Annotated in this window: 23 protein-coding genes and 1 pseudogene; 6 read left to right on the top strand and 18 right to left on the bottom strand. The window is 59.6% G+C overall.

Features of this window, described 5'->3' with window-relative positions:
* Positions 1-81 precede the first annotated feature (81 nt).
* The 5 genes from AO065_RS10310 to AO065_RS10290 form a co-directional block, all read right to left on the bottom strand.
* The gene (locus tag AO065_RS10310; RefSeq protein ID WP_004882784.1) at positions 82-615 is read right to left on the bottom strand and encodes an REP-associated tyrosine transposase; all 534 of its coding nucleotides are present in this window, start codon (positions 613-615) and stop codon (positions 82-84) included.
* Between the two features lie 180 nt (positions 616-795).
* The gene (locus AO065_RS10305) at positions 796-1,578 is read right to left on the bottom strand and encodes a MetQ/NlpA family ABC transporter substrate-binding protein (protein ID WP_004882785.1); all 783 of its coding nucleotides are present in this window, start codon (positions 1,576-1,578) and stop codon (positions 796-798) included.
* Between the two features lie 199 nt (positions 1,579-1,777).
* Positions 1,778-2,728: a sigma 54-interacting transcriptional regulator gene (locus AO065_RS10300; RefSeq protein WP_004882786.1), complete on the bottom strand. Its 951-nt coding sequence runs from the start codon at positions 2,726-2,728 to the stop codon at positions 1,778-1,780.
* A gap of 81 nt (positions 2,729-2,809) precedes the next feature.
* Positions 2,810-3,391, bottom strand: coding sequence for an alpha/beta hydrolase (locus AO065_RS10295; protein ID WP_004882791.1), 582 nt, complete (start codon positions 3,389-3,391; stop codon positions 2,810-2,812).
* Positions 3,392-3,604: 213 nt separating this feature from the next.
* Positions 3,605-4,888 (bottom strand): MFS transporter, encoded by a 1,284-nt coding sequence (locus tag AO065_RS10290; protein ID WP_004882793.1) that lies wholly within the window; start codon positions 4,886-4,888, stop codon positions 3,605-3,607.
* 596 nt (positions 4,889-5,484) lie between these two features.
* On the opposite strand from AO065_RS10290, the gene AO065_RS10285 reads away from it, so the two are divergent.
* A complete protein-coding gene (locus tag AO065_RS10285) occupies positions 5,485-6,477 on the top strand; it encodes an AraC family transcriptional regulator (protein ID WP_004882795.1) in 993 nt (330 codons plus the stop codon).
* 82 nt (positions 6,478-6,559) lie between these two features.
* Here the strand turns inward: AO065_RS10285 and AO065_RS10280 are convergent, their stop codons facing one another.
* On the bottom strand, positions 6,560-7,264 hold the full coding sequence (locus tag AO065_RS10280) for a Crp/Fnr family transcriptional regulator (RefSeq protein ID WP_032651180.1): 705 nt from the start codon (positions 7,262-7,264) through the stop codon (positions 6,560-6,562).
* Positions 7,265-7,348: 84 nt separating this feature from the next.
* Between AO065_RS10280 and AO065_RS10275 the strand changes: the two genes are divergently transcribed.
* Complete coding sequence (locus AO065_RS10275; RefSeq protein WP_004882798.1) at positions 7,349-7,873, top strand: Mpo1 family 2-hydroxy fatty acid dioxygenase; 525 nt, start codon at positions 7,349-7,351, stop codon at positions 7,871-7,873.
* Between the two features lie 204 nt (positions 7,874-8,077).
* On the opposite strand, the gene AO065_RS10270 is transcribed toward AO065_RS10275, so the two are convergent.
* The 6 genes from AO065_RS10270 to dibA all read right to left on the bottom strand — a co-directional run bounded on the left by AO065_RS10270 (position 8,078) and on the right by dibA (position 14,329).
* Positions 8,078-9,058, bottom strand: a complete 981-nt coding sequence (locus AO065_RS10270) for a sulfate/molybdate ABC transporter ATP-binding protein (RefSeq protein WP_004882799.1) — start codon at positions 9,056-9,058, stop codon at positions 8,078-8,080.
* Between the two features lie 2 nt (positions 9,059-9,060).
* Complete coding sequence (gene cysW / locus AO065_RS10265; RefSeq protein WP_004882801.1) at positions 9,061-9,933, bottom strand: sulfate ABC transporter permease subunit CysW; 873 nt, start codon at positions 9,931-9,933, stop codon at positions 9,061-9,063.
* Positions 9,934-9,943: 10 nt separating this feature from the next.
* Positions 9,944-10,765 carry a sulfate ABC transporter permease subunit CysT gene (gene cysT, locus AO065_RS10260; RefSeq protein ID WP_004882802.1) on the bottom strand — a complete coding sequence of 274 codons (822 nt, stop codon included), beginning with the start codon at positions 10,763-10,765 and terminating at the stop codon, positions 9,944-9,946.
* 106 nt (positions 10,766-10,871) lie between these two features.
* Entirely contained in the window at positions 10,872-11,882 is a 1,011-nt protein-coding gene (locus AO065_RS10255) for a sulfate ABC transporter substrate-binding protein (RefSeq protein ID WP_004882809.1), read from the bottom strand.
* A 130-nt stretch (positions 11,883-12,012) separates the two neighbouring features.
* Positions 12,013-12,195: a sulfur starvation response protein OscA gene (gene oscA / locus AO065_RS10250; protein ID WP_003170956.1), complete on the bottom strand. Its 183-nt coding sequence runs from the start codon at positions 12,193-12,195 to the stop codon at positions 12,013-12,015.
* 202 nt (positions 12,196-12,397) lie between these two features.
* Entirely contained in the window at positions 12,398-14,329 is a 1,932-nt protein-coding gene (gene dibA / locus AO065_RS10245) for a phosphodiesterase DibA (protein ID WP_032651182.1), read from the bottom strand.
* A gap of 157 nt (positions 14,330-14,486) precedes the next feature.
* Here dibA and desA point away from each other — a divergent pair, with 157 nt between their 5' ends.
* Together desA and AO065_RS10235 are read left to right on the top strand one after the other, a co-directional pair.
* Positions 14,487-15,671, top strand: a complete 1,185-nt coding sequence (gene desA / locus AO065_RS10240) for a delta-9 fatty acid desaturase DesA (RefSeq protein WP_004882815.1) — start codon at positions 14,487-14,489, stop codon at positions 15,669-15,671.
* Between the two features lie 135 nt (positions 15,672-15,806).
* On the top strand, positions 15,807-16,793 hold the full coding sequence (locus AO065_RS10235; protein WP_004882816.1) for a GGDEF domain-containing protein: 987 nt from the start codon (positions 15,807-15,809) through the stop codon (positions 16,791-16,793).
* Between the two features lie 141 nt (positions 16,794-16,934).
* On the opposite strand, the gene AO065_RS10230 is transcribed toward AO065_RS10235, so the two are convergent.
* Together AO065_RS10230 and lgt are read right to left on the bottom strand one after the other, a co-directional pair.
* A complete protein-coding gene (locus tag AO065_RS10230) occupies positions 16,935-17,906 on the bottom strand; it encodes a thymidylate synthase (RefSeq protein ID WP_004882817.1) in 972 nt (323 codons plus the stop codon).
* Between the two features lie 52 nt (positions 17,907-17,958).
* Positions 17,959-18,771 carry a prolipoprotein diacylglyceryl transferase gene (gene lgt, locus AO065_RS10225; RefSeq protein ID WP_004882818.1) on the bottom strand — a complete coding sequence of 271 codons (813 nt, stop codon included), beginning with the start codon at positions 18,769-18,771 and terminating at the stop codon, positions 17,959-17,961.
* Positions 18,772-18,897: 126 nt separating this feature from the next.
* Here lgt and AO065_RS10220 point away from each other — a divergent pair, with 126 nt between their 5' ends.
* Positions 18,898-19,644 (top strand): NRDE family protein, encoded by a 747-nt coding sequence (locus AO065_RS10220; RefSeq protein ID WP_004882819.1) that lies wholly within the window; start codon positions 18,898-18,900, stop codon positions 19,642-19,644.
* A gap of 165 nt (positions 19,645-19,809) precedes the next feature.
* Here AO065_RS10220 and ptsP read toward each other — a convergent pair whose 3' ends face one another.
* Both ptsP and AO065_RS10210 read right to left on the bottom strand, forming a co-directional pair.
* The gene (ptsP, locus tag AO065_RS10215; RefSeq protein ID WP_025994331.1) at positions 19,810-22,089 is read right to left on the bottom strand and encodes a phosphoenolpyruvate--protein phosphotransferase; all 2,280 of its coding nucleotides are present in this window, start codon (positions 22,087-22,089) and stop codon (positions 19,810-19,812) included.
* A gap of 21 nt (positions 22,090-22,110) precedes the next feature.
* Positions 22,111-22,590 (bottom strand): RNA pyrophosphohydrolase, encoded by a 480-nt coding sequence (locus AO065_RS10210; protein WP_002555745.1) that lies wholly within the window; start codon positions 22,588-22,590, stop codon positions 22,111-22,113.
* A 142-nt stretch (positions 22,591-22,732) separates the two neighbouring features.
* On the opposite strand from AO065_RS10210, the gene AO065_RS10205 reads away from it, so the two are divergent.
* Positions 22,733-23,389: a histidinol-phosphatase gene (locus AO065_RS10205; protein WP_004882820.1), complete on the top strand. Its 657-nt coding sequence runs from the start codon at positions 22,733-22,735 to the stop codon at positions 23,387-23,389.
* Between the two features lie 12 nt (positions 23,390-23,401).
* On the opposite strand, the gene AO065_RS10200 is transcribed toward AO065_RS10205, so the two are convergent.
* A complete protein-coding gene (locus AO065_RS10200) occupies positions 23,402-23,830 on the bottom strand; it encodes a DUF2269 family protein (protein ID WP_004882821.1) in 429 nt (142 codons plus the stop codon).
* 267 nt (positions 23,831-24,097) lie between these two features.
* Positions 24,098-24,310: pseudogene (locus AO065_RS27035) on the bottom strand (threonine ammonia-lyase, biosynthetic); the annotation flags it as partial.

Raw genomic sequence — 24,310 nt, 5'->3', positions numbered from 1 at the left:
CTCCGCGTGGGAATGCCTCTCAGGACGCTCCGCGTCCGGCCGTGAGGTGACGCAGAGCGTCACGGGCGCGATGTCGGGCGGTCAATACCAGCGCTGGACATCAATCAAACCAACCTGCCCCTGATAATCCCGGGCACTTGAGTAACGCCAGTGCTCACCGACGTCTACGTATCCCCGCTTGACCGGGTTGTGGTGGATGTAGTCGAGTTCCTGCCGCATCACGTCCTCACTCCAGATGACCTCTGCGTGGGTGCCTTCCTGCCAGACCTGATAAACCCTGTCGGTCTTATACGCACGTTTCGTAAAGCGTAATCGCTCAAGCACACGCTCTGCGTTGCTTCTCTCCAAGTGATCGACGATCCGTCTCGCGGTGAAGGATTTGAAGCTGCGAACGCAACTGCCCAGATCTTTTGCCTGAGCCACATAGTGCAGATGGTTCTCCAGAATCACATACCCGAACAGTTGCATTCCCTGCTCATTCTGCTGATAACGCCACGCGTCCAACAGAATGCCCACCCATTCAGGCCGAGTGAATAAGGGCAGCCACTCCACAATCGTGCACGTCAGGAAATGAGGTTTGTCAGGTTCAGTGATGGTGTAGCGGCTTCGGGCCATCGATTCGTCCTTGAGTCAGCAGACGGGGAGTCTGATGACACAAGGCTAACGTCCATTTCCACGAGAGAGGAACGAGCAAGGTGTTACGAGGTTTTGTTCAGCTTCGAGCCTACGCCGGGACGCGGAGCGTCCTGGGAGGCATGCCCACGCAGAGCATGGGCACGATCAGCGCATCAACAATCAGAACGCGGACAGTACCGCGCCGTCGTACTTCTTGTTGATGAAGTCTTTGACTTCCTGACTGGTCAGGGCCTTGGACAGTTTCTGGATGGCGTCGCTGTTGGCGTTGTCTTCGCGGGTGACCAGGAAGTTCACGTAAGGCGAATCGGCACCTTCGATGATCAGGGCGTCTTTCTGCGGATTGAGTTTGGCTTCCAGCGCGTAGTTGGTGTTGATCAACGCCAGGTCAACCTGACCCAGTGCACGCGGCAGTACGGCCGATTCCAGTTCGCGGAATTTCAGTTTCTTCGGGTTGGTGGCGATGTCTTTCGGCGTAGCCAGTGCGTTGGTCGGGTCTTTCAGGGTGATCAGACCGTTCTTCTGCAGCAGGAGCAGTGCGCGACCGGCGTTGCTGCCTTCGTTCGGAATGGCAACGGTTGCGCCTTCAGGCAAGTCGGCAATGCTCTTGTACTTTTTCGAGTAGCCGCCGAACGGTTCGACGTGTACGCCAACACCTGTCACCAGGTTGGTGCCCTTCCCTTTATTAAAGCCATCCAGGTAAGGCTTGGTCTGGAAGTAGTTGGCGTCCAGACGCTTCTCGCTCAACTGCACGTTCGGCTGAACGTAGTCAGTGAAGACCTTGATTTCCAGGTCCACACCTTCCTTGGCCAGGGTCGGCTTGATCAGCTCAAGGATTTCCGCGTGCGGCACAGGCGTGGCGCCCACGACCAGTTTTTCACCGGCGTGCGCCAGGCCAATCGAGAAAGCAGCCGCCAGAGCGGTCATCAACAACGTCTTTTTCATGCAATGTCCTTAGCGAATCCGTGAGCGTCACAAAAAATGACGCCTTTTCAGTGGTTTGCCGCGGCGCTATCCCGTGCTGCGACATCATGTGGACATTACCGAGATTTGTTATTCCGAGAAAATACTTTTTAAGCAAATGCTTATGCTTTTTTTTCTCGAAGGCGTCCTCCAAATCATTTGCAGCGCTCTGCGACAAGGGTTATGCCGGGTTTTGCTCAAGTCGGTCCGCGACCGTTTCCAGTAACTGCCTGAGTGCCGCAAGCTGGCCGGGATTGTTTTCGGCGAGCAACCTGCGAGCCTGATGCTCGATCTGTTTCAGCGGGCTGGCAAGTTCGGGCAGGTGTATGTCTTCAGGCTGGATCTCATCACCCTGGCTGACCAACAACGCAAAATGGATGACGTTCTCAAGCTCTCGCGTGTTTCCGGGCCAGCTATAGGCTTCCAGCGTCTTCTGCGCGGCCTCGCTGACCAACTGGACAGGCAGGTTCAGACGCTGGCTGTAAATGCCGACGAAATACTCGGCCAACGGCAGGATGTTGCCGGGCTGCTCGCGCAGCGCTGGCAGGTCGAGCTTGCCTTCGCGCAGGTAATGGTAGAGCCGCTCATTGAATTTACCGGCCGCCACGGCCTGCGCCAGATCGATACTGGTGGCTGCCACCAATCGCACGTCGACAGGGCTTGGCTGATGCGCACCGACACGGGTGACTTCATGATTTTCCAGCGCCGCCAGCAACTTCACTTGAATGGGCAGCGGCAAGTCGCCGATTTCGTCCAGATACAGGGTGCCGCCATTGGCCGAACCGAACCAGCCTGCGCGGCTGCTGACCGAGCCGCTGTGTGCGCCTGCCGCGTAGCCAAACAGCTCGGCGTCGGCATAGGTCGGGCTGATGGCGCCGCAGTTCACGGATACGAACAGGCCGGAGCGATCACTGCCGCGATGAATATGCCGCGCCAGCAACTCCTTGCCCGTTCCCGACTCACCGCGTATCAACACGGGCAGCGAACGCGGCGCCAGCAACTCCATCTCTTCGCGCAACTGGCGCGAACGCGGGTCGATGAAAACCAGCGCCTTGGCACGAATGCTCAGCGGGCTTTTGTCGGAGTCGGGGAAGGTCAGCAGCGGCTGACCGAAGGTTTCGTGAAGGCTCATGACGCACTCCCGCCCGGGCCGCTCACGGTCTCAGGCGTTAAAAAAACGGGGCCGGATGGCCCGCAATACAAGGCAATCCGGTCATGCGCGACGACGCGCGTGTTGCTCCAGACGATTTTGCAGACGATACAGATACGCGAACCCTTGCTCCCAGCGCTGATGGCCGGACTTGACGTTGATGTGCCCGGCTTCGCTCAGAAAACCCAGTTCAGCGCCCCAGTGACGGGCCATTTCCAGCGCGCGTTGCGAGCTGACGGCCGGATCGTTGTCGGAGCTGACAATCTGGGTCGGGAACGGCAGCAGGTCGGTGGGTATCGGTGAGAAATTGCGCAACGCAGGCGGGCAGTTCGGGCGATCCACGTCGGCAGGCGCGACCAGCAGTGCGCCCTGCACCTGACGCAGCGTCTCCAGCGGAGCCAGTTGCGCCCAATGCGCAACGGTGACGCAACCCAGGCTGTGAGCGATCAGGATCACGGGCGTGTCTTGTGCAGCAATGGTGCGCTGCAACTCACCCACCCAGTCTTCACGGCGCGGCTTGAGCCAGTCGGCCTGCTCGACGCGCGCGCTGTTGGGCAGGCTGTTCTGCCAGTGGGTTTGCCAGTGATTATCAGGGGACCCCTGCCATCCTGGCAGGATCAGATACCGGATCGACTCGTTATGCATGGATTCGCCTCCTGCACGTATGCGTTCATGGGGCGAGTATAGGGACGGAACATATATTCGTTAAGGAATAAGAAGATATTTATTAATTCCTAAAAAGAATATAAAGATCAAGGCAAAAAAAGGACCGCTCCCTGCCTTGAAGGAACGGCCCTGAATAAAAAACTAGATTGAGCGAAGGTTAACCAGTCTTTGTGACAACTGTGCGACGCCGTATCAGGTGGCTGGAACGGAACGGGTGCCCGGTACGATGTCATCCACGATCAGCGGATCGTCTTTCTGGGTGACTTCACGCGCCACGGTCCACACCACAAAGGCTGCAATGATGTCGAAGATCGCCAGCACGACGAACAGAGGGCTGTAGCCGATCTTGGTGACCAGCACACCGAACACCATGGTGAACGCCGCTGCGCCAAGGAAGCCGAACATGCCGCCCATACCGGTGGCCGTTGCGACTTCGTTCTTGCCGAACGAGTCCGAGGTAATGGAATACAGCGCGCCCGACAGGGTCTGGTGCGCGAAGCCACCGATGCACAGCAGCGCGATGGCGGTGTAAGGGCTTGCAACCAGCCCGATGCACGCAGGGCCGATCATGCAGAAGCAGCCGAACAGCATCACCATCTTGCGCGAGGTGAACAGCGAAACCTTGCAGTACTTGTGAAACAGCGGGCTGAGGTAGCCGCCCAGGACGCAGCCGATGTCTGCCGCCAGAAAGGGCAGCCAGGCAAACATCGCGACTTCCTTGATGTTCATGTGCCGCTCGGTCATCAGGTACAGCGGAATCCAGGCATTGAAGGTCTGCCAGGCAGGCTCGGAGAGGATCCGCGCCGAGGCGATGGCGTAGAAATTGCGATTCCTGAACAATTTTTTCCAGCTGCCCTTTTGCGCCGGAGCGTCCTTGAGGCGTGCTTCCTGACCGCTGAGGATGTAATCACGCTCGGTATCGCTCAGGCGTTTCTGATCACGAGGGTGCTTGTACAGCAGCAACCACAGACCGCTCCAGATAATGCCCAGACCGCCGACGATCAGGAACGCCAGCTCCCAGCCGTTGTGCAGGATGGCCCACACCACCAGTGGTGGCGCCAACAGGGCGCCGAAGGACGAGCCGATGTTGAACCAGCCGATGGCGACCGAGCGCTCCTTGGCCGGAAACCATTCGGTGGTGGCCTTGACGCCCGCAGGCAGCCCCGCTGCCTCGGTCAGGCCGAGCAGACCGCGAAAGATCGCCAGACTCTGCCAGCCGGTGGCAAACGCCGCCGCCGCGCAAGCCCCAGACCAGGCCACGGCAAAGATCGCAAAACCCATCTTGGTGCCGATGGCGTCGATGATATAGCCGGCAACCGGCTGCATCAGGGCGTAGCACATCTGCCAAGCGACCACGATGTGCGCGTACTGCTCGGTCGAGATGCTCAGCTCACTCATGAGCGTCGGCGCTGCGACAGACAATGTATTGCGAGCGAGGTAGTTGACGACCAGACCGGCTGTGACCAGCCCGACCATCCACCACCGAATGCCTTTTACTTTCATCTCTTCACCCTGCTTATTCTTGGATTGGCGACGAGCGTCCCGCAGCCTTGACCGAGGGGCGGCTGGATTTTGTAACGTCAGGTTACTGAAGCTGAAAAGGTTTTATGCATGCACAATGAGCGAATTACGGGGGTTTTTCCGTATTTTTCACACCATGGTGAGTGATCCCTGGGCGGGATATGAGCGCTGGACATGAGCTTTGTTACTCTTTGAATTATTTTTATGGTTGTAATTTTTGAAAGCCATACGTTGTCGTACAACATGGCGCATTTATAGTCATTTGCCATGAGCGTGTCAAATGCCGAACTCGACTGTGAGCAACGTTCTCTATAGAAAAATCACTCGTCGAGCTGAGCAGCCAGAAGTCAGTCATACGACGACAAGAGGTTTTCGCGCATAGCCGATTGCCATTGCGTGCAAAGCGCTGCATTCAGTCAGGCAGTACTTGCAAAAGTGTCACAAAAGCTTCCATTCTCTCGAGGCAGCGTCAGGCAAAGGAGTTGCCCATTGATGCCTTGTCGGCAAAGACCGACGTTGAATGCCAATCGAAGACAGGAAGGGTCGCCCGCATGCCTGAGCCAAGCAGCCTCGCCAGCTGGACCCGTTCGCTGCGCAAGCAACTGGATGCGCTTGGCCTGAACAGTGACGACTTTTGCAAGGCAGCGGGAATCGATACGCAGCGGCTCAATGATCCCGAGGCCAGCTTCGCAGCGAGCGCCACCGCGAAGCTCTGGCAACTGGCTGTGCAGGCCAGTGGCGATCCGGCGCTGGGTTTGCGGGTCTCGCGCTTTGTCAGCCCCACCAGTTTTCATGCGTTGGGCTACACGCTGGTGGCCAGCGGCTCATTGCGCGAGGTTTTCGAACGCATCGTGCGCTATCACTCGATGGCCGAAGATTCACTTGAACTGGACTTCAGAGCCGCGGGCGAGCGTTACGAATTTCGCTTTACCGCGCCGACGTCCGCCCAGCTACCGACTCATGAACTACTGGATGCCTTCGCCGCCATTTATGTGCGCACCTGCCGCAACCGGCTGGGCAGAAACTACGCACCGCTGGCCATTCACCTCCAACGTCCACAGCCTGAAAATCCGCAGCCCTGGCATGAGCTGTTTCGAGCGCCGCTGTTTTTCTCGGCGTCGGAGAATCGGCTGGAATTTGCCTGCGAGGACTTCGACAGTCACCTGGACGAAAACCCGATCGTGCTGACCGAACAGGTGCCCAGCGCAGAACCCTTGCCATCGCTGATCTGGGAGCAGCGTGTGCGCTCGGCCATCGAAACCCTGCTGCCGGACGGCGAACCCTCGGCCGAGAGCATCGCCGAAGCCCTGCACCTGACCCCGCGCAGCCTGCAACGGCACCTGGCCGACGAAGGCTGTCGCTATGATTTGCTGCTCAATCAGTGCCGCCAGAATCTGGCGCTGATGCACATGAGCGACCCGCACAGCTCGTTGAGCGAAGTCGCCTATCTGCTGGGTTTCGCCGACACCGACAGCCTGAGCCGCGCCTTCAAACGCTGGACCGGCATGACGCCAGGGCAGTACCGAAGTGATTTGATGCGCTGATGATCATTTGTTGATGTGACGCGGAGCGTCATGGGCTGCATGCCCACGTAGAGATTGGGCACGATCAGCGTCGGGCGCACCTTCAACACACGGCACTGGCCTTGGAGTAATTCGCCACCTTGCGCAGCTTCTCCACTTCGAAGACTTCCAGCTGCCCCTCCCCCAGACGCACGATCCTGCGTTGGTGCAGGTCCTGCAGCACGTCGAGCAAAACGGTCGGAGATAGATCCTCAGGCGGCTGGATTTCGTCCAGCGTGACCAGACGCCGCGCATGACTGAGACTTCCATAACCCTCGGACAGCATCAGCAGGCGCCACGCAACCCAATGCCTGGCGGGCAATCGGGCCATCTCATCAGAAAGCGGAATCGGCAGGCCCAGCTTGTGGCTGAGCAGACCGGCAAACGAATGCCAGTACTGCGGATGCTGATCAAGCAGCTCCATGAGCACGCGCTGGGGCACATGCAGAAAGATCGTCTGCTCCCGCGCCACCACATCGAACCTGCGCGGCAGCCCGTCGAACAACGACACTTCTCCAAACCAGCAAGGCAGGCGAACGGGTTCCAGACGCGGCACCAGACGCTGATCAGCAGCAGGGCCGACGCGCACACTGCCCTCGACCAACACGTAAAGACCGCACGCCGGATCGCCTTTTTTGAACAGTGCCTTGCCGGGCGTCTTGCGAATCTGGAAAGCGGCGTCCAGCAGGCTATCCTGCAAACCGGCAGGTAGATTGGAAAACCAGTAATCGGACAGCAATCGTGACCGCCATAACGTTCCATTTGTCATATTTGCTCCCTTGTTTTTCAGGCAGTCGTATTGCAAAGGCGATACGGTGATCAACCCGGATCAGCGCTTCAGGCAGGAATAATAATGAAAAACCTTGTCGATCATCTCAGCCAATACGCGTCCTATCACCGCGACTCACGCAATATCGTGACCCACTTCATAGGTATCCCGCTGATTGTTCTGGCGGTGGCCGTACTTTTGTCCCGGCCAGGCTGGTCAGTGGGCGGCATCTGGCTATCGCCCGCGGCACTGGTGACGTTGGCCTCGACCGTGTTTTATCTGCGACTGGACCGGGTGCTTGGCGTGGTGATGGCGGTACTTTTGCTGCTGTGCATCTGGGCAGGCGCGAATCTGGCGCAACAGACGACCATGGTCTGGCTGAGTGCGGGCGTGGGGCTGTTTGTCGTTGGCTGGATCATCCAGTTCATCGGCCACTATTACGAAGGCCGCAAACCGGCATTCATCGATGACGTGACCGGCCTGATCATCGGCCCGCTGTTCGTGGTGGCGGAACTGGCATTCCTGATGGGCCTGCTGAAACCTTTGCAGCACGCCATCGAAGAACGTGCCGGCCCGGTGGGGCGCAACGTGCGCAAGGCTGCGGTTTAACGAACGGGTAATCGTTCCTACGCTCCGCGTGGGCGCATCAATATAGTGTGATGATCGTTCCTACGCTCCGCGTGGGAATGCCTCTCGGGACGCTCTGCGTCCGCTCTTGATGTAACGCAGAGCGTCACGGGCTGCATGCCCATGCGGAGCGATGGGCACGCTCAGTACCGGGTCGTTCAAACAAGCACGATCAGCCCGACTGCCTTACAACTTCTGCCAGACCTTAGGCTTGAAAAACAGGGTCTCACCCCGCGCCAGGCCCACAAGGCTGTCGTGATCCTTGACCACTTCAGCCTCGATCAGCTCGCTCTGCCCTTCGACCTTGAGCGTGACCCGCGTGGTCGCGCCAAGCGGGCGGATGTCGCGGACTTCGGCGGCGTGGTGGTCTTCCAGTTCCTGGCGTGACAACGACACTTCATGCGGGCGGAACAATACGTGGCCTTCATCACCCAGACTCAGGCGGTTGGAGTCGCCGAGGAAGTGATACACGAAGTCATTGGACGGATTTTCATACACCTCGCCCGGCGAGCCGATCTGCTCGATCACGCCCTTGTTCATCACCACGATGCGGTCCGCCACTTCCATGGCTTCTTCCTGATCGTGTGTCACGAAGACCGAGGTCAGGTTGATGTCTTCGTGCAGACGCGCCAGCCAGCGACGCAGCTCCTTGCGGACCTTGGCGTCCAGCGCCCCGAACGGCTCGTCCAGCAGCAGCACTTTGGGCTCCACAGCCAAGGCGCGGGCCAGCGCGATACGCTGGCGCTGACCACCGGAAAGCTGCTCCGGGTAGCGGTCGGCCAGCCAGTCCAGTTGCACCATGTTCAACAGTTCGTGAACCTTCTCGGCAATCCGCGTCTCGTTGGGACGTTCGCGCTTGGGCTTCATGCGCAGGCCGAACGCGACGTTGTCGAACACGGTCATGTGGCGGAACAGCGCGTAATGCTGAAACACGAAACCGACGTTGCGATCACGCACGTCATGGCCGGAGACGTCTTCACCGTGGAACACGATGCTGCCGGCATCCGGGGTCTCCAGGCCTGCGATGATGCGCAGCAAGGTAGTCTTGCCGCAGCCTGACGGGCCAAGCAAGGCAACCAGTTCGCCACTCTGGATGTCCAGATTGATGCTGTTCAGGGCCTTGAAGGCGTTGAAGCTCTTGCTGACGTTACGGACTTCGATCGACATGATTATTCCTCCGCCGCGTTATGGCGCAGACGGTTAATACGGGATTCGCTCCACTGCTTGAGCAGCAGGATGAACAGCGCGAGGATCAGCAATAGGCTCGCCACCGCAAAGGCGGCAACGTGGTTGTATTCGTTGTAGAGGATCTCGACGTGCAGCGGCAGGGTGTTGGTAACGCCGCGAATGTGGCCGGACACCACCGACACCGCGCCAAACTCACCCATCGCCCGCGCGGTACACAGCACCACGCCATAGATCAGGCCCCACTTGATGTTCGGCACCGTCACATGCCAGAACATCTGCCAGCCGTTGGCACCCAGCAGGCGCGCCGCCTCTTCTTCCTGCGTGCCCTGCTCCTGCATCAGCGGGATCAGTTCACGCGCGACGAACGGCACGGTCACAAAGATGGTTGCCAGCACGATGCCCGGCAGCGCGAAGACGATCTGGATGTCGTGATCCTGCAGCCACGGCCCGAACAGGCCCTGCGCGCCGAACATCAGCACGTAGACCAGACCGGCAATGACCGGCGATACCGAGAACGGCAGGTCGATCAGCGTGACCAGAATGCTCTTGCCACGAAACGAGTACTTGCTCACGCACCACGCGGCACTGACGCCGAACACAAGGTTGAGCGGCACCGAGATCAGCACGGCAATGACCGTTAGCTTGAGCGCCGACAGCGCGTCCGGCTCAAGCACCGCCTCGAAGAAGGCGCCCAGACCGTTTTTCAGGCCTTGCGAGACCACGATGAACAGCGGCAGCCCCAGAAACAGGGCGAAGATCAGCCAGCCAAGGCCGATCAGGATACGACGAGCAACAGCGTTACCACGACGTGCGTCGTTGGCGGAGGCTGCAGCGGAAACCGATGAATAAGACATGCTCGCCTCCTCAGGATGGGGTTTCGATGCGCCGCTGCAGCAGGTTGATCAGCAGCAGCAGAATGAAGGAAACCACCAGCATCAGAACGCCAATGGAGGTCGCGCCGGTGTAGTCGTACTGGTCGAGCTTGACCATGATCAGCAAAGGCATGATTTCGGTTTTCATCGGCATGTTGCCCGCGATGAAGATGACCGAGCCGTACTCGCCCACGCCGCGAGCGAAGGCCAGCGCGAAGCCGGTCAGCCAGGCTGGCAGCAGCGCAGGCACGAGAATGTGGCGAAACACCTGCAGCGGACGGGCACCCAGGCAGGCAGCGGCTTCCTCGACCTCACGCGGGATATCGGCCAGCACCGGTTGAACGGTGCGCACCACGAACGGCAGCGTCACGAAGGTCAGCGCCAGAGTGATACCCAACGGGGTGTAGGCGATCTTGAAACCCAGATCAGCGGCGAACTGCCCGACCCAGCCATTGGGCGCATACAGCGCTGTCAGGGCGATACCGGCCACGGCGGTCGGCAGGGCAAAAGGCAGGTCGATCATCGCATCGATGATCTTGCGTCCGGGGAAGGTATAACGCACCAGCACCCACGCCAGCAGCGTACCGATCACGCCGTTGATGACAGCGGCGTAGAACGCTGTGCTGAAACTCAACTTCAGCGCCGCCAGTACGCGAGGGGCGGTGATGATGGTCCAGAACTGATCCCAGGTGAGCTGTGCGGCATGCACGAACATGGCGGCCAGCGGTATAAGCACAATCAGACTGAGGTACACCAAGGTGTAGCCCAGCGTCAGCCCGAAGCCGGGTATGACGGGGGAGATACGACGCGACATAGAAGTCCCTGGTTTTACTTGCACGAAGCCCGGACGTTGATCCGGGCTGTTTGACCATCACTGCGATACCGCGCCCATCGAGAGCTGCGCGGTATCGTCATGCGTTTTATTGCGCTTGATAAATCTGGTCGAACACGCCGCCGTCGTTGAAGAACTTCGGCTGCGCAGTCTTCCAGCCGCCGAAGTCTTTGTCGATAGTCACCAGATCCAGTTTCGGGAATTGCTTCTCGTATTTGGCGGCGATCTCTTTATCACGTGGACGATAGAAGTTTTTCGCGGCAATTTCCTGGCCTTCCTTGCTGTACAGGTGTTTCAGGTACTCGGTCGCCACGGCGGTGTTGCCTTTCTTCTCGGCATTCTTGTCGACGACGGCGACCGGCGGCTCGGCCAGAATCGACAGCGACGGTACGACGATGTCGAACTTGTCTGCGCCACCGTCTTCCTTCAGCGCCAGGAACGCCTCGTTTTCCCACGCCAGCAGCACATCACCCTGACCGTTGTTAACGAAAGTGATGGTCGAGCCGCGCGCTCCGGTGTCCAAAATCGGCACATGCTTGAACAGGGTCTGCACGTATTCCTTGGCCTTGGCTTCGTCGCCACCGCCCGCCTTCAGGCCATAGGCCCAGGCAGCCAGGAAGTTCCAGCGCGCGCCGCCCGAGGTTTTCGGGTTGGGCGTGATCACCGACACGTCTTTCTTGATCAGGTCGCCCCAGTCCTTGATGCCTTTTGGATTGCCCTTGCGCACCAGAAACACGATGGTCGAGGTGTACGGCGTGCTCGCGTCAGGCAGACGCGTCTGCCAGTTTTCAGGCAAGGTCTTGCCCAGTTTGGCGATCTCGTCGATGTCACCGGCCAGCGCCAGGGTCACGACGTCGGCGCGCAGGCCGTCGATCACGCCACGGGCCTGCTTGCCCGAGCCACCATGGGACTGCTTGATGGTCACGGTGTCGTCCGGATGGGACTGCTTCCAGTGCTTGGCGAACTCGGCGTTGTATTCCTGATATAGCTCACGTGTCGGGTCGTAAGACACGTTGAGCAACTCGTAGTCCTTGGCGACAGCGGAACCTGCGAATACAGCGCTGGCGAGAGCGGCCAGGGCAAAACGGCGAATGGACATAGGTGAAGCTCCTGCAAATTCTGTGTGTCGGCTTTTTTTGATTTCTTCGTCGCACGCCAGCGTGAGATTCACACCGGCGCGCTGCTTGTCAGGGGGTGCATCGCATTCGGTTGTTTCATACGGCGCTGTATCAGCTCGGCTTGTTACCAGGGTTCTGCAAACGGAATTTTTCCTTGCGCTCGATCTGCACTACTTGTGCGTTGTGCACGGTGATCTCGACGGCGCCAAAGCGCAGGTCACGCAACGCACTCTGAATCTCACGCAAGATTGCCGCTTCGTCCTGACCGTCAACACTACGTAGAGATGCGCTCATTATCGTATTCCTTGAAAGTGGAGCCTGCCGTCGCACCCGAAGCGCTGGCATGTGGCGATGAGGCAATAGTAGTGAGGTGCAGATATTCTTAAAAAGACTATTTAAGAATGCAGATATAACCAAAAGAAATTAAGAGATTCCACGCCATGGCGGAACGCATTGCACGTCCGGCCAGAGCATGAATCAGGCGCGTCAGAGCCCCTTAGACCGGGGCTGTCGTGAACGCCGGGGCATGTGTCCAATTGATCGATTCGGCAGGCACGGGTCGCCCGAACCAGTAGCCCTGGCCCAACTCACACCCGTTGTCGAACAGAAACGCCGCCTGCTCGGCCTGCTCGATGCCCTCGGCCAGCACTCGCATGCCCATGCTGCCCGCCAGCGCGATGACCGCGCGCACGATGGCAATATCGTCGTCATCGCTCGGCAGTCCCGCCACGAAGCCCTGATCGATCTTCAGCTTCTGGACCGGCATGCGCTTGAGCCTGAGCAGAGAGGAATAACCGGTGCCAAAGTCATCGATGGCCAGACTCAGGCCCAACTCGCGCAGCCGGTGCAACTGCTCGATGGCCTGCTCGGGGTCTTCCATTACTGCGCTTTCAGTCACTTCCAGCTCCAGCAAGGCAGGATCAAGGCCGGTATCACGCAGCACCTGGCTGACCTGACGATCAAGATCACCGGTGCTGAACAACCGACTGGAAACATTGACCGCCACAAAGCGGATCGGCACGTCGCAGGCTTGCCAGGCCAGCATCTGCCGACATGCCGTTTCCAGCACCCAGGCATCGATATCGGCAATCAGCCCGCTCTGCTCGGCCACCGGAATGAATTCCCCCGGTGAAACCATGCCCCGTGATGGGTGCTGCCAACGCACGAGCGCTTCGACACCCACGATGCAGCGCGTGGCGAGATCGTGAACCGGCTGATAAAAGACGCGTAATTCCTGATGTTCGATGGCGTGGCGCAGTTCGCTCACCAGCTGCACCCGCTGACGGGCGTGGGACGTCAGTTCTTCGGTGTACAACGCATAGCCGTCACGGCCGTTGCTCTTGGCCTTGAACAGCGCAGAGTCGGCATTGCGCAACAATTGCTGGTCAGTCAGCGCATCGCCTGGAAACAGGCTGATGCCCAGGCTGGCACTGATGAACAGCTGCTGTCCGGCGATTGTAAATGGCGCCTTGAGCACTTCACTGACCCGCTGCGCCAGAGCCGCTGCCTGGACCATCTGCGGGCAGTTCTTGACCAGCAAGGCAAATTCGTCCCCGCCCAGCCGTGCCAGGGTCATGTCGCTCTCGGTCACACCTTCGAGTCGAGCGGCAATGGCCTTGAGCACTTCATCGCCGATATTGTGGCCGAGGCTGTCATTGATGTTCTTGAAATGGTCCAGATCGATCAACAGCAGCGCGCAGCCGCGCTTGCTGGAACGGGCAGACGTCAGCGCCTGACTGATCCGGTCAGTGAGCAGCAGACGGTTGGGCAGGCCGGTCAGCGCATCGTAATGGGCCAGTTGAGCCAGTTCCTGCTCGGAACGCTTGATGGCGGTCATGTCGGAAAACACCGCGACGAAGTTTTTCGGCTGGCCGTCATCGGCCTTGATGCTGCGGATCGTCTGCCACTGCGGATAGACTTCGCCGCTCTTGCGCCGATTCCAGATCTCGCCGCTCCACTGACCGGCGCTGAGGATCGAGCGGTACATCTGCCGATAGAACTCCGCACCGTGGCGGCCGGACTGGAACTTGCTGGGGTTGAAACCCAGCACTTCATCGGGCTGATAGCCGGTAATGTCCACAAACGCCCGGTTGACGTGCACGATCCGCCCTTTCGCGTCGGTCACCAGTACCCCTTCCAGGGTACTGTCGAACACCGCGGCAGCCAGTCTCAGCTGGTCGTGATCGTCCTGATGACGCGCTACCTGTGCCTTGCCGGTGATGACTTTCATCAAACGGTCACGCGCGACGAAGAGCATGACCGCGCTTATCAACACCCATCCGTAACCGCCTGCTCGCTGCGCGATAGCCAAATGAGCCGGATCTTCGATGAAAAGCGGCAGCAGGCAATCGAACGCCAGCAACCACAGAACGGACAGCATGCCGTACAGAATGGCCGTCCGTAGCGCTCCGTCAGTAGAGTCCGTCATAAGAAAATCCAGGGCCTTATGAAAGGAGCGCAATTATAAAGCAAGAAACATCCTGCGACTCTTATCTAAAAGCGTGACTGGTTTTCTGTGGGATGTCAGTGATAATGCAGCTGTTACTTTTTTCTTCACGCGTATCTTTACGAGGGCCAAACAGCCTATGTGGTACAACGGTTTGCTCGACCTTTCCGTCTGGCAGGTAATAGCAGTCACACTGGCCATGACCCATGTGACGATTGTCGGCGTCACGGTCTATCTGCACCGCTACTCAGCTCACCGCTCCCTGGAACTCAATGCGGGGCTCAAGCACTTCTTCCGTTTCTGGCTGTGGCTCACCACGGCGCAGAACACCCGCGAGTGGACCGCCATCCACCGCAAGCACCACGCAAAATGCGAAACCGTCGACGACCCGCACAGCCCGGTCGTCAAAGGCTTGTCTACCGTCCTGCGCAAGGGCGCCGAGCTGTATCGCGAAGAGGCTCAGAACGAAGACACCCTGCGCATCTACGGCAAGAACTGCCCGGAAGACTGGATCGAACGCAATCTGTACTCGCGCTACAAACTGCTGGGTATCGCCCTGATGGCGGTGATCGATCTGGCGCTGTTCGGTGCTATCGGTATCACCGTGTGGGCAATCCAGATGATGTGGATTCCATTCTGGGCCGCTGGCGTGGTCAATGGGCTGGGTCATGCCGTGGGTTATCGCAACTTCGAGTGCCGTGATGCGGCGACCAATCTGGTGCCGTGGGGCATCATCATTGGTGGCGAAGAACTGCACAACAACCACCACACCTACCCGAATTCGGCCAAGCTGTCGGTCAAGCCGTGGGAATTCGACATGGGCTGGGCGTGGATCAAAGTGTTCAGCTTCCTGCGTCTGGCCAAGGTGCAGCGTGTCGCGCCTATCGCCCATCGGGTCGAAGGCAAGGGACATCTGGACATGGACACCGCGATGGCCATCCTCAACAACCGCTTCCAGATCATGGCCCAGTACCGCAAGGTCGTGATCGGTCCGCTGGTTGCTCAGGAGCTGGCCAAGGCCGATGCCTCGGTCCGCCATCAGTTCCACCGTGCCAAGCGCCTGCTGTCCCGCGAGACCAGCCTGTTGGACGACAGACACCACGTGCGCATCCAGACCATGCTGGAACACAGCCAGGCCTTGAAGGTGATCTACGAAAAACGCCTCGCGCTGCAGCAGATCTGGGTCAAGACCAGCACCAACGGTCACGACATGCTGTCAGCCATGAAAGAGTGGATTCACGAAGCCGAAGCCAGTGGCATTCAGTCCCTGCGCGACTTCGCCGATCAGTTGAAAACCTACTCGCTGCGCCCGGCTCAAGCCTGACACCGTTGATCGGCGTGCCCCTTGCGGGCATGCCGGTTTCGGAACTTCCCCCCTTTTAAAACATCTGATCGTCTTTCCCGCTGTGAATGGGAGAGCGTGCAAGCACTGGCTGCGCGCTGCTTGAGACGTCGCCTTATGGAAAAGCAAAGCCCTGTCACCTCCGCTACAGAAATGCCCGCCGCCGCTGAAACCCTGCTGGCCCTGATGCATGCACAGGCAGAGGTGGCGCGTCTGAGCGAGCGTGAACAGTTGTTCAGTTCGCTGCTGGTCAGCGTCAACGCTGTGCTCTGGGCGTTCGATTGGGAAACCCAGCGCATGATTTACGTCAGCCCGGCCTACGAGCGCATCTTTGGGCGCTCTGCAGGGCTTTTGCTGGCCGATTATGGCGAGTGGCGCGACAGCATCTACCCGGATGACCTCAACTACGCCGAGCGCAGCCTGAGCGAAGTGATCGAGAAAGGCGCCATTGAAGACCGCGAATACCGCATCATCCGCGCCGACGGTGAAGTGCGCTGGCTGAGCGACAAGTGCTTCGTCAGTCGCCAGACCGATGATGCGCAGCGCTTGGTCGTGGTGGGCATTGCCGAGGACATCACCGAGAAGAAACAGCTCGAGGATGAACTGCAGCGCCTCGCGACCACCGACGTCCTGACCCAGAGCAGCAACCGACGCCACTTCTTCGAATGCGCCCAGCGCGAGTTCGAGCTGGCACGCCTGAACGGCACGCCACTGGCCTTCCTGCTGCTGGACATCGACGATTTCAAGCTGGTGAACGACACCTACGGCCACCAGGAAGGCGATACCGTGCTGCAGCGCATAGCAGAGAGCGGTCGCTCAGCGCTGAGGCGCGGGGATTTGTTCGGACGTATTGGCGGTGAAGAGTTTGCAGCGGTCTTTCCCGGCTGCGCACCGGAAATGGCCATGCAGATCGCAGAGCGCCTGCAACGCGAGATCCAGCGCCAGAGCTTCCAGTGCGGCACCAGCACCTTCAGCATCACGGCCAGCCAGGGCCTGACCAACCTGACCCAGGACGACCACAGCCTGGAAGCCCTATACGGCCGCGCCGATGCCGCGATGTATCAGGCCAAACGCCAGGGCAAGAACCAGATCGTTCTGGTTTGAGCTGATCGCCTGATCCCCCCACTGATCGCGTCCATTTGCGTGGGCCTGCAGCCGTGACGCTCTGGGTCACATTCCAGAGCGGACGCGGAGCGTCCCGAGAGGCATTCCCACGCGGAGCGTAGGAACGATCAGGATCGGGGCTTAAACCGCCATCGGCGCTGTCATTGCCGGGTGATGCTCATACCCTTCCAGCGTGAAGTCAGACGGCTCGATCAGCTCCAGCCACTCCGGCTGATACACACCGGTCTTGGCAAACTCCGGCACGCGGTCGGAGATTTTCAGTTTCGGCATCGGGAACGGCTCGCGGGTAAGCTGCTCGTTGAGCATGTCCAGATGGTTCTCGTACACGTGGGCATCACCAATGAAATAGGTGAACCAGCGCGGCGTGTAGCCCGTCAGACGACCGATCAGGCTCAGCAGCGCGGCGCCTTCGGTCAGGTTGAACGGCGTGCCAAGACCCAGATCGTTCGAACGGATGTAGAGGGTCAGCGAGATTTCACGCGTCTGCGGGTTCGGATGCAACTGGTACAGCAGGTGGCAAGGCGGCAGCGCCATCTCATCCAGCTGTGCACAGTTCCAGCCGTGGAACAGAATCCGGCGGCTGCCTGGATCGTTGATGATGGTGTCGACACACTGGCGAATCTGATCGATGGCCTTGTACAGCACCACGAACGCCTGGCCGTCTTCTTCGGATTCGGCGATCTGGCGATAACCCTGACCGAGCGCCAGTTCAATCGCGGCGACATTGGCCGCATCGATGCGCTTGTAGGCAGGCCATTTGCGCCACTGCACGCCGTAGATCTCGCCCAGATCATCCTCGCCCTTGCGGAACGGGTTGTTCAGCCACTGAGCGTTTTCGTTGGCGTTCTGGTCCCAGACCTTGCAGCCCAGCTCGCGGAATTCGGCCGCATTGCTCACGCCACGCAGAAAACCGACCATCTCGCCGATGGCCGACTTGAAAGCCATGCGACGGGTAGTGATCGCCGGGAAACCTTCCTGCAAGTCATAACGCAGCATCGCACCCGGAAAGCTGATGGTGTTCACGCCGGTACGGTTGGACTGCAAGGTCCCGTGCTTGATCACATGTGCGACCAGTTCCAGATATTGCTTCATAAATCACCTGCTTTGTTGAAAGCGCCGCACGCGAGCATGCGGCGTTTCGGTGTCAGACCGCTGCGTTGGTAGACGCCGGAGCGCGCTTGTAGGCCAGCCAGATCAGGAACAGACCGGCGATGATCATCGGCAGACTCAGGATCTGACCCATGGTGACCCAGCCCCACGCCAGATAGCCCAGCTGTGCGTCCGGCACCCGGACGAACTCGACCACAAAACGGAAAATGCCGTAAAACAGCGCGAACATGCCAGAAACGGCCATGGTCGGGCGGGGTTTACGCGCATAAAGATTAAGGATGATAAACAGTGCCACACCTTCGAGTGCGAACTGATACAGCTGCGACGGATGGCGCGCCAGTTGCGCAGGGTCGCTGAACGGCGGAAACACCATTGCCCACGGCACATCGGTCGGCTTGCCCCACAGCTCGGCATTGATGAAGTTGCCGATACGCCCGGCACCCAGACCGATCGGCACCAGCGGTGCAACGAAGTCCATCAACTGGAAGAAGCTTTTGCCGTTGCGCTTGCCGAACCACCAGGCCGCGATCATGACGCCGACAAAGCCACCGTGGAACGCCATGCCGCCCTTCCAGACCTCGAAGATGAGCAATGGATTGGCGATATAGGCCGACAGGTCGTAGAACAGCACATAGCCCAGCCGTCCGCCGACGATCACGCCCATGGCCAGCCAGAAAATCAGGTCGGAAAGTTTTTCCTTGGTCCAGGTCGGGTCGAATGCATTCAAGCGACGTGACGCCAGCAACCATGCGCCACCGATGCCGACCAGGTACATCAAACCGTACCAGTGAATTTGCAGCGGGCCGATGGCAACGGCTACCGGGTCAATCTGCGGGTAAGGCAGCATTGCGTATCCTCAATTGGAACGCCCGTGCGGGCGACTGAATCAGGCGGGCATGTTACCGGAGCCCGGCCGGTTGCTCTAGCGGCCACTGGTCAAAGCTGCGTACAGTTCAGGAAAAAGGAGAACCGAATGTGTCTGATCGTATTCGCCTGGCGGCCGTCTCAGGCCCAGCCGCTGATTGTGGCGGCCAATCGTGACGAATTCTATGCGCGCCCTACCCGGCCACTGAGCCAGTGGGAGGACATGCCGAGCGTTTATGCAGGGCGAGACCTCGAAGCTGGCGGCACCTGGATGGGCATCGGTGCCTTGGGGCGCTTTGCCGCTGTGACCAATATTCGTGATCCGGGCCAGACTTTGGGCCTGCGTTCGCGTGGCGAGCTGGTGGCTAAGTTTCTGGCGGGTGAGCAATCGCCCGAGGATTACGTGGCCGAAATGGCTGCGCGCGCCAGTGAGTACACGGGTTTCAACCTGCTGGCGGGTGACGCAGTGCAGTTGTATTACCTGAGCTCGACCAACCCGACGCCCCGCTTGCTGGGCGAAGGCGTGTACGGGCTGTCCAACGCAGGCCTGAACACGCCTTGGCCCAAACTGCTCAAGGCCAGAGCAGCACTGACAGCGCAATTGGATGACCCTCGGCCCGAACGATTACTGGACCTGCTGAAGGATCCGCAGCCTGCCGCAGACGCTGATCTGCCTGAAACCGGCGTGGGCCTTGCCACCGAGAAGCTGCTGTCCAGCGTGTTCATCGCCAGCCCCAACTACGGCACCCGCGCCAGCACCGTACTGATCGTCAACGCCGACGGCACGGGGCAGATGGTCGAACACAGCTTCGGGCCGCAGGGTGGGCGGCTGGGTGAGGTTGAGTTGAGGATATGAGTACTGGGCCGTGGGAGGGGGCTTGCCCGCGATGAAGGCGACGCGGTATATCAGAAAGAACGCGTCATCGTTCATCGTCGGCAAGCCGCCTCCCACAGTCCGGCGGTGCTGATAAGAGCTGAATATACCCATGAGACATAACATGGGAACGCCCATCGGCAGGCTCTAGTGCCCTTTCACGGACCCTGGGTTGATCATCCGCGACAGGCCGAGGTTTTTCAGTGCCAGTTGCAGCGAGCTGCTGATGACTTGCGGGTTATCATTGGTCATCAACTGCGCCAGCAGGTCCTTGGCCTTGCTCAGGTTGATCTGGCGCAGCATCCACTTCACTTTCGGCAGGTTGGTGGCGTTCATCGACAGGCTGTCGAAGCCCATCGCCATCAACAGCACTGCGGCCGCTGGGTCGCCCGCCATTTCGCCGCAGATACTGACCGGCTTGCCTTCGGCATGGGCGTCTCGCACCACGCTTTGCAGGGCCTGTAGCACCGCAGGGTGCAGGTAATCGTAGAGGTCGGCGACACGCGGGTTATTGCGGTCGACCGCGAGCAGGTATTGGGTCAGGTCGTTGGAGCCGACCGACAGGAAGTCCACCTGACGCGCCAGATCGCGAGTCTGATAGACCGCCGCCGGGACTTCGATCATCACCCCCACGGGCGGCATCGGCACGTCGGTGCCTTCGTCACGCACTTCACCCCAGGCGCGGTGGATCAGGTGCAGCGCTTCTTCCACCTCGTGGGTGCTGGAGATCATCGGCAGCAGAATGCGCAGGTTGTTCAGGCCTTCACTGGCCTTGAGCATCGCGCGGGTCTGAACCAGGAAGATTTCCGGGTGGTCGAGGGTCACACGAATGCCGCGCCAGCCAAGAAACGGGTTGTCTTCCTTGATCGGGAAGTACGACAGCGCCTTGTCACCACCAATGTCCAGGCTGCGCATGGTCACCGGCAGTGGATGGAACGCCGCCAGCTGCTCGCGGTAGATTGCCAGCTGTTCCTTTTCGCTCGGGAAGCGCTGGTTGATCATGAACGGCACTTCGGTGCGATACAGCCCAACACCTTCGGCGCCACGCTGCTGAGCACGCGCCACGTCGGCGAGCAGGCCGGTGTTGACCCAGAGCGGCATGCGATGTCCGTCCAGCGTCACGCACGGCAGCTCACGCAGCGCATCGAGGCCCTGGGAGAGCTGACGCTCCTCCTCGACCACTTTGCCGAACTGCTTGCGCATGATGTCGCTAGGGTTGGTGAAGACCTCACCGTGGTAGCCGTCGACGATCAGGTCAATGCCATCGACCTTGGAGTACGGGAAGTCCACCAGGCCCATGACCGTCGGAATACCCATGGCCCGGGCCAGAATCGCGACGTGAGAGTTGCCGGAACCCTGCACCGAGACCAGACCGACCAGCTTGCCTTCCGGCACCTCACCGAGCATGGCCGGCGACAGTTCTTCGCTGACCAGAATCGTGTTGTCGGGGTAGACCAGCGCCTGTTGCCGCGCTTCCTGAAGATAGGCCAGCAGGCGGCGACCCAGGTCCTTGACGTCCGAGGCCCGCTCGCGCAGGTAGGCGTCGTCCATCAGCTCGAAACGTTTGACGTGTTCGTTGACCACCGAGCGCAAGGCGCCCTGGGCCCACTGGCCGGTCTTGATGACGTTGGTGACTTCACTGCCCAGCGAGGCATCGTCGAGCATCATGAGATAGACGTCGAACAGCGCGCGCTCTTCGGGGCGCAGCTGCGTGGCGAGCTTGGCAGACAGGGTGCGCATATCATTGCGCACGCCTTCCAGCGCGTTCTGGAACAGCGCAAGCTCGGCCGCGATGTCAGTAACCGTCTTGTCGGGAACCACTTCCAGATCGGCAGGCGGCAGCATGACCACCGCCACACCGACCGCAGCGCCGGGCGAACCGGCCACGCCGACGAATTTGGCTTCCTGAATACCCTTGCCCTGGCGACCCAGACCCCGGATCGAGCCAGTGGCTTCGGCGTGAGCAATAACGCCCGCGAGCTGCGCGCTCATGGTGACGAGGAAGGCTTCTTCGCCCTCATCGAACTGGCGGCGCTCCTTTTGCTGGATCACCAGAACCCCGACCACACGGCGGTGGTGGATGATCGGCGCACCCAGGAACGACGCGTAACGCTCTTCACCGGTTTCGGCAAAGTAGCGATAACGAGGGTGATCGGCGGCGTTTTCGAGGTTCAGCGGTTCTTCGCGCGTGCCCACGAGGCCCACGAGGCCTTCGTTCGGCGCCATGCTGACCTTGCCGATGGACCGCTTGTTGAGGCCTTCGGAGGCCATCAGTACAAAGCGGTTGGCTTCGGCATCGAGCAGGTAGACCGAGCAGACCTGGCTGCCCATGGCCTCCTTTACGCGCAACACAATAATGCCCAACGCCGCCTTGAGATCCTTGGCGGAGTTAACTTCCTGGACGATCTTGCGCAGCGTATTGAGCATGGCTCGGGGTCGAACTCCGTGTCAGTCGCGCGATAAGAGGCGCGGGGCAAGCTCTTTGAGTGCGCGTCGATACACCTCGCGCTTGAATGTCACCACCTGGCCAAGCGGATACCAATAGCTGACCCAGCGCCAGCCATCGAACTCCGGTTTCCCGGTCAAATCCATCCGCACCCGCTGCTCGTTGGAGATCAGGCGCAGGAGAAACCATTTCTGCTTTTGGCCGATACACAGCGGTTGGCTATGAGTACGGACCAGTCGTTGCGGCAGACGATAGCGCAACCAGCCCCGGGTGCAGGCAAGTATTTGCACATCATGTCGTTCGAGTCCGACTTCTTCATTCAGCTCACGATAAAGCGCGTCTTCCGGCGTCTCCTGTGGGTTGATTCCCCCTTGCGGAAACTGCCAGGCATCCTGGTTAATACGCCGAGCCCATAGGACCTGACCAGCATCGTTTGTCAGAATAATCCCGACATTAGGACGGAAACCATCGGGGTCGATCACGGCAACAACCTCGCAAACGCATGTCGCCGCATTGTTCCACAAAGGCGATCAAACCAGCAACGAGGCTTGTCACCTTATGTGAAGACTTGTGAAAACCTCGTATTCTGATGCTCTTTTTTCAGCTAATTCAGCGAGTAACCGCATGCGCCTGGCACTATTCGACCTCGACAACACGCTTCTGGGTGGCGACAGCGATCACGCCTGGGGTGATTATCTGTGCCGTCGCGGCATCCTCGACACCGCGTCCTACAAAACCCGTAACGATGAGTTCTATCAGGATTATCTGGCCGGCACGTTAAACATGACCGACTACCTGAACTTCACACTGGAGATTCTGGGCGCGACCGAGATGGAACAGTTGGCGCAATGGCACCGTGAATTCATGCGTGACTGCATCGAACCGATCATGCTGCCCAAGGCTATGGAGTTGATCGCCAAGCACCGTGCGGCGGGCGACAAGCTGGTGGTGATTACCGCGACCAACCGTTTCGTGACGGCACCCATCGTGGAGCGACTGGGGATCGAGACGCTGCTGGCCACTGAATGCGAGATGATCGATGGCCGTTATACCGGCCGCACGACGGGCATTCCGTGCTTCCGTGAAGGCAAGGTCACACGGTTGAATCTGTGGCTGGAAGAGAACGCGTTCAGCCTTGAGGACAGCTATTTCTATAGCGACTCGATGAACGACCTGCCGCTGCTGGAGCAAGTCGCCAATCCGGTCGCGGTCGATCCCGATCCGAAACTGCGCGCCGAAGCCGAACAACGCGGCTGGCCGGTGATCACGCTGCGTCACTGATTCAGCCAGTGCTTACGCCGGTTTGAAGCCCATCAGACCGGCGATCACGACGAAACACACCACGCTGATGATCGCCAGTGCAAGGGTGAAGCCGCGCCTGTCGGTCCGCGCCCCGAGGCGCAATCGGTTAAGCCTTGCCACCAGCCATACCCAGCTGAACAGGCCCACCGTGTAGAGCACGCTGCTGCCCAACACCCAGGTCTGCCCCAGCGACAAACCTATCGAATGTACCAGCCACCAGCCGCTGAACGGCAGAATCGCCAGACAGACCGCCATCAGCAGCCAGAAGAACAGCAATGGACGCCTGAGCAGACGGGTCTGGATGGTCGCATCACCTTCGAGGCGCACCTTGATGACGCCGCTGGCCAGCAACAGAACGCTGAGCAGCAACAGCGTGATGGCAGCGATGTGCAGGGTTTTCAGGGCGGTGACGGGTTCCATTGCAGGGTCTTCCTCTTGAATCGGGCGGGTTGAGTCTAGCAGTCAGACCTGCGTTAGCGGTTATAGCCCTCACACTGATCGTTCCTCACGCGTGGGCACGATCGGTATAACTTCAGCCCTTACACAGATCGTTCCTCACGCTCCGCGTGGGCATGCCGCTCAGGACGCTCCGCGTCCCGGCGTACGCAGCTTTAAGGCCTCAGCCCAAAAACAACCGATACGCCGGGTTCTCGCTTTCATCCCAGTACGGATAGCCGATCTCGTNCGGTAGTGGAACATCGAGATGGTCCACCGTCCGCCCAGCCGGTTAAGAAAGTTGAACAACGCACCGGGCCGTTCGGGGAATTCGAAGCGCAGCACCACTTCATCGCTGACCCGCTCGGCGTGTCCACCCACCATGTGGCGGATGTGCAGCTTGGCCAGTTCGTTGTCGGTCAGGTCCAGCACCGGAAAGCCCTGCTCGGTCAGGCTGGCGATCAA

Origin of the sequence: Pseudomonas viridiflava, assembly GCF_001642795.1 — a bacterium.
Classification (GTDB): domain Bacteria; phylum Pseudomonadota; class Gammaproteobacteria; order Pseudomonadales; family Pseudomonadaceae; genus Aquipseudomonas; species Aquipseudomonas viridiflava.
This window is presented reverse-complemented; position numbering and strand designations above follow the sequence as displayed.